Source organism: Pseudoalteromonas denitrificans DSM 6059 (assembly GCF_900112265.1).
Taxonomy (GTDB): Bacteria; Pseudomonadota; Gammaproteobacteria; order Enterobacterales; family Alteromonadaceae; genus Pseudoalteromonas; species Pseudoalteromonas denitrificans.
In genome coordinates this window covers 1-5,438 of sequence record NZ_FOLO01000105.1, presented here as the reverse complement: position 1 = coordinate 5,438, position 5,438 = coordinate 1, and the positions used below count along the sequence as shown (strand labels likewise).

At 31.4% G+C, this 5,438-nt stretch carries 7 protein-coding genes; 4 read left to right on the top strand and 3 right to left on the bottom strand.

All coding sequences use genetic code 11. The features are described from left to right. The 3 genes from BM088_RS26650 to BM088_RS27505 form a co-directional block, all read left to right on the top strand. Positions 1-294: transposase (locus tag BM088_RS26650; protein WP_143085171.1), on the top strand; the 294-nt coding region annotated here is incomplete at its 5' end. Between the two features lie 106 nt (positions 295-400). Beyond that, on the top strand, positions 401-580 hold the full coding sequence (locus tag BM088_RS26645) for a hypothetical protein (RefSeq protein ID WP_091991940.1): 180 nt from the start codon (positions 401-403) through the stop codon (positions 578-580). A 32-nt stretch (positions 581-612) separates the two neighbouring features. Then, complete coding sequence (locus BM088_RS27505) at positions 613-777, top strand: hypothetical protein (RefSeq protein WP_177208196.1); 165 nt, start codon at positions 613-615, stop codon at positions 775-777. A gap of 110 nt (positions 778-887) precedes the next feature. Here BM088_RS27505 and BM088_RS26640 read toward each other — a convergent pair whose 3' ends face one another. Beyond that, positions 888-1,763, bottom strand: a complete 876-nt coding sequence (locus BM088_RS26640; protein WP_091991938.1) for a hypothetical protein — start codon at positions 1,761-1,763, stop codon at positions 888-890. Between the two features lie 458 nt (positions 1,764-2,221). On the opposite strand from BM088_RS26640, the gene BM088_RS26635 reads away from it, so the two are divergent. Beyond that, positions 2,222-3,103: a type 2 periplasmic-binding domain-containing protein gene (locus BM088_RS26635; RefSeq protein WP_091991936.1), complete on the top strand. Its 882-nt coding sequence runs from the start codon at positions 2,222-2,224 to the stop codon at positions 3,101-3,103. Between the two features lie 104 nt (positions 3,104-3,207). Here the strand turns inward: BM088_RS26635 and BM088_RS26630 are convergent, their stop codons facing one another. After that, on the bottom strand, positions 3,208-3,867 hold the full coding sequence (locus BM088_RS26630; RefSeq protein WP_091991934.1) for a hypothetical protein: 660 nt from the start codon (positions 3,865-3,867) through the stop codon (positions 3,208-3,210). 1,037 nt (positions 3,868-4,904) lie between these two features. Further along, positions 4,905-5,438, bottom strand: a 534-nt coding sequence (locus BM088_RS27500; protein WP_177208173.1) for a hypothetical protein, incomplete at its 5' end; no start/stop codon positions are given.

The following is a 5,438-nucleotide window of genomic DNA, read 5'->3' as shown; positions in this document are numbered from 1 at the left end:
ATTGAATTATTGCCTCAAGGTGATTTTGTTATCGCGGATAAAGGCTATGATAGTGAAGCGATTAGAAATAAAGTTCGAGAGAGAAATTCAAGCCCTGTGATCCCCAGAAAGCAGAACTCAAAAACGGGTAATGGAGATATAGATTGGTGTTTATATAAATATAGGCACTTAGTTGAAAATGCATTTGCAAGACTGAAACACTTCCGTGCTATAGCTACAAGGTATGATAAATTAAAGTTACAGTTTGAAAGTATGCTAGCACTGGCGTGTGCAATGATTTGGCTGCCAATGTGAAAGATCAACAGCCCCTAGTATTTTTTAAAATATGCTTCATAAAAAAGCATTAATGATGTACCTTAATATTGAACAAAAATAATAATCTATAATAAAGGAGTTTAAAATGATGAAATTATCATTAAAAAAAAGAGCACTTAAAAACTTGAGCAACAAATCTATTCCCAAGGAATTAACCGCACTGCCAGCTGGCGGAACAGAAGATATCAACTTTACAAATTATGCAAACTGTAATACTCAACCATCAGATCCTAGAATTTGTTGGAGCGGTGGACTAACAAAGTAAATTTACTCGTTTTACATTTAAGGAAAATAGTAATGAAATTAGTATTAAACAAAAAAAAGATTAAGAACTTATCAAAAGATCACAAATCACTTCCTTCAGATTTAACCCCCAAAATTGGTGGTGCTTATCGAGATACCTATACAAACAATTGCCCACCTGGTGCAACAAGAATGAACTGTGGTTCACTTCGCTGTTAATAGTTCTATGTACCAGCCAAAAATACCTTAATAATATATTTTTGGCTGGTTTACCCTTTATACCTAATTAATTCATTTTTGTTAACAACATCTATAGTAAGTCTAGCAACTCAAAAAGGTGTGATTAAATCAACGCCCAGCACGGATATACTTTTCCCTTTACCACATCCTGCGCTGTTTGGATTACAAGCAATCACTTGATAAATATTAGGTCCATTTTTTTTAACTTTAGCATTATAACGCGTTATATTTGTGGTATTTTCTAAACTCTCATTTATAAATATATGATAAATCACACCCGTTACAGCTCCCTCAGGAATAGACCAAGTTAATGCAACGTATTCGTTTAATTGTTGTGATGCAAGAGATGAACGCAAATTTTCAACCTCATTCGCAGCGCCATAATAATATACCGAAGCAGAACCTGAACGCCCGCCACACCCGATATTATTACACGCTACAACCGTATAATGACGATACCCTACGACTTGACTATTAATATCTGTAAATTGATTTGACCCCCTATATATTTGTTTTTCATTTTCATACAGAAGGTAATAACTGGCATTTTCAACACTCGGCCAACTTATTCTAAAGTGCTTATTAATCGGTTGATTGCTATTTTTAAATTTTGGCGTTTGACCTATTTTTGGGGGAGATTTTCGTTTTTTAACCATTACTTTTACAATTGACTCTAAACTACACTCTGAAGCTTCATTACATGCTTGTACATAAAAAATATGTATGCCTAGTGTATTTAATGTTCGATTAAATGATTGTGATTGTGTATTTCTCAATTTTAAAATTTTTTTCGCTTTATTCGGTTTTTTTACTGATAAATTATAATAAATTGTACCTGTTGAACCTAAAGGTTGCCCCCAACGCAATAAAGTACTTTCACCACTATAAAGGTTATATGAAGAAGCGGTAAAATAGCCCACTTTATTTGGTGCTGCCGCTAAAGCTAACCTAATTTGTAGTAACATTATTAATGCACAAATAAGACATATATTGTGTAATTTCTGGTGCCTGAACATTTTAAATAATCCTTTAAAATAAAAACATTACCTAATTGGGCGACTCTGTATACACTCTTTAATCAAAAATAAAAAGGTATAAAATTTTAATGAAGCTTATTTAATTATAACGGAACAATCTGAAAAATTAACTTAAACTCAGTTAAAATACGCTATTTAAATACGCAGCAGTTTTAATAAACTAGGAGTTACTTTAATACATTTAGTATCAGATTTTTTGAACGCGTTTTAATAAGTAGCTGACATGTTTTAGCTTAAAAAATAAAATGTGATATTTCACTCAAATCTATTTATATAATACACAAATCAAGGTTTTTTAAAATAACGCTAAATTGCAATTATTTTGGTAATATCAAATATTTATGATATAAATTATAGATACTTTAAATTTAATCTACAGATGTAAAATGCTAAAAAAATATATTTTCATCATGCAAATATGTGTCTTTTTAAATTTTACAGCCAATGCTAAAGCACTCACACAACCACTCACTGTTAATTATGCCAGCTCTCAGTTATTAGAGAATTCTCCACAAAATTATTATATTGATGTTTTAATTTTAGCTTTAGAAAAAAGCGCTGATAAATTTGGTGACTTTAAGCTCAACGAAAAAACGCTGGAAACACATCAAGGGCGTACATTAAACTTATTAGAACAAGGAAAGGATATTGATGTTGTTTGGAGCATGACTTCAATAGAAAGAGAACAAAGATTTAGCACTATATATATACCACTTGTAAAAGGTTTGATGGGGCATCGCATTGGTATTATCAGAAAAAATGAACAATATAAATTCAAAGATATTAATAACCTCAATAAATTAAAAAAAGTATTTATAGGCCAAGGCATAGATTGGCCTGATACTAAAATTTTGAAGTCTAATGGGTTTAAAATAGTACAAGGCGCTGGTGCAAACTTACTGTCAATGTTAGAAATAAAACGTTTTGATTATTTTCCAAGAGGCATTCATGAGCCTTGGTTAGAAATAGTAGACAATAAAAATTTAGTGGTAGAACAAACTTTACTATTGAAGTACCCCGCCCCTGTATATTTTTTTATAAATATAAACAATAAGATACTTACTGAACGTTTAAAGTTTGGATTACATAAGGCAATTCAAGATGGCAGCTTTGATAAGTTATTTAATAGCCATGAAATGACTTCAACTGCAATAAAAAAAGCGAATATACCCCAACGTCGATTATTTGAGTTAGAAAACCCGTTATTAAGTCCTAAAACAAAAAGTATATTAACTGATAATAATCTTTGGTTTTCAGTATTGGAGTAGCTGAGGTTCTATGCCTTCAATTTACTGTGTTTGTCTACAGATTTTATAAAATCAATAAAGACCATATTTATGGTCTTTATCAATTTAAAATATGTTTATAAGACCTAATCAATACACACAGAGATCCATTTACCACCTGCACCATCATTTAAATCGGCCGTACTTCCTTTAGTATTTTTCACAATTTTTCTTGTACCTTGGAGACAACTGTTAAGTGATGTGGTTTTGTCATTAGATGCACTGATTTTGATTTTTGTTATTGGGGTTTTTCCTGGTTGTGTTTGATAACAAAGGTAAATGTAATCCCCGCCTGCTTCAGTATTTAAGTCTCTTAAATTAGCAAACCAAGGACCACCACCATAAGCTGCTGTACATTCTGATATAATATTTGAATAACTTTGTTTGTTACCACGGATCACGAATCCTATATCAGTAACCCTAGCATCTGTTTGATTAAGTTTACTATTCCATTTATATGTTGAATTGCCACCGCACATATAAATAAACGTGCCGCCAACACCATCATTAAGGTCTACTTTATTAAATTGTAAATTAAATTTAGGATCTGAATAATGGCAATGATGGCCAACAGAGTTATCATTTTCTGAAGAATAAGAAGTAAAGTTACCAATATAGAGGTTTTGCCAACCAGAAGATGATGACATTGTGTCACTAGGTGGTGTCGCAGCGAGTACATTCATCGAAGATAAACTCAACAGCATTGTAATCCCGCTTGTCATAATCGTTTTTGTAAAATAATTCATGATGTTCCTTATAATTTAATGAAATAGTGAAGAAATATATATTCCCTCCACCTGAAAAACACCATATTATTAACAAGTACCCCACTTGGGTTCAAGAATTATTTATTGAATATTTTATGACTCAATGCAGTTAAATAAGATAATCCATACAAATTCTAAATTAGACTATTTAATTTAATATCAAAATTATAACTAACTAAAAAACTGTTTAACAAAACTTGCATAATAAAAACGTGATAAAATATTGACCTTACTCAAAAGGAGCTTGTATATCTTACATTTACGAATAGGTTTAAAATTTTAAAATAGTTACAAGCCTATTTAGCTCTCCAGCCTTTATTTATACATCAGATGATTTGCCTGCGACTGATGTTGATAATTTCAGAAATGGTTTAATGTCGATAAGAGTTACCTATTATTTAATCTGATTTCCTTTCGTTTAAAAATAGAGAGTTTTACAAATGATCTGATACGGCATATCACCTTGTTGTTGATACATTTGAATCTCAATCTAAACCTAAAACAATCAAGTAACAAAAGAATCTAAGATAATGACTTTAATGCTTTTAGCGTGTACAACATAGATTATAAAATCCAAACGCTTAGCAATCTGCCAATATTATTTTGTGCTGAATTAGAAGATCTCATATCAAAGTAAACACATCATGTTTCACTAGAAGAGTATGTTTTTACTGTATTAGAAATTACCTCCCTTTATAAAACTGTGACCAATAAAGCCTGACCACTACAACCAAAACTTAATACAAAAATACCTCAGAATTATGCTCCTTTAATAATACTAAAATATCACTCAACGCTCCCTCTTCAGTGTTGTAATTTAAGGTTATGAAGTAATAGATAAAATATATAATAAGATTAACTACATACATCATTAAAAAAAATCTAGTTGAATCAAACACTATTTTAGATAGCTTGAAAGCTACGTACTAAAGTGAGCATGATCGTCTAATGAACATACAAATCAAAAATCCCTACTAGGTAAAATCTAATTGTAGGGATTCAACTGCTAAATATATCTACTCTTTTGATTCTAAACACTGACCATAGAATTGAACAGCAATATCATAAAGTGGCAACAGACCATCTTCAATTGTGTAGACGTCAGGCTTGTTGTACACATATTCTCTGGTCTCTACTATTGATAATGGGGTTCCATCACTTTCATAACCATCTGAAATTACAAGTGTATGTAAATCATAATGACTACACACATGCGATTCTTGATATTTATATGCCCCCAAACCCGTTGGTGAATAAATTTCACCAGTATATCGTCCTGTAGAACTCGTAGTTAGTGTTGTGACAGTATCGGATCCAATTCCACCACTGATAGTAAAGCGAATTTTTGCCCCTACGATGGGTTGGTCATTGATATCATAAGCAAAACCACCGACGCTCATTTTTTTGTACAAACCAAAACGATTGCTTTCAGGGATCTGGGAGTTCCAAATAAATTTGTTATTTTTATCGTGAGAGTCTGAACCATTAGAAAAAGTAAGTTTATGAATGGCTGCTGGTTTTTTATTAACAGTGAACTGATATTCTTCATC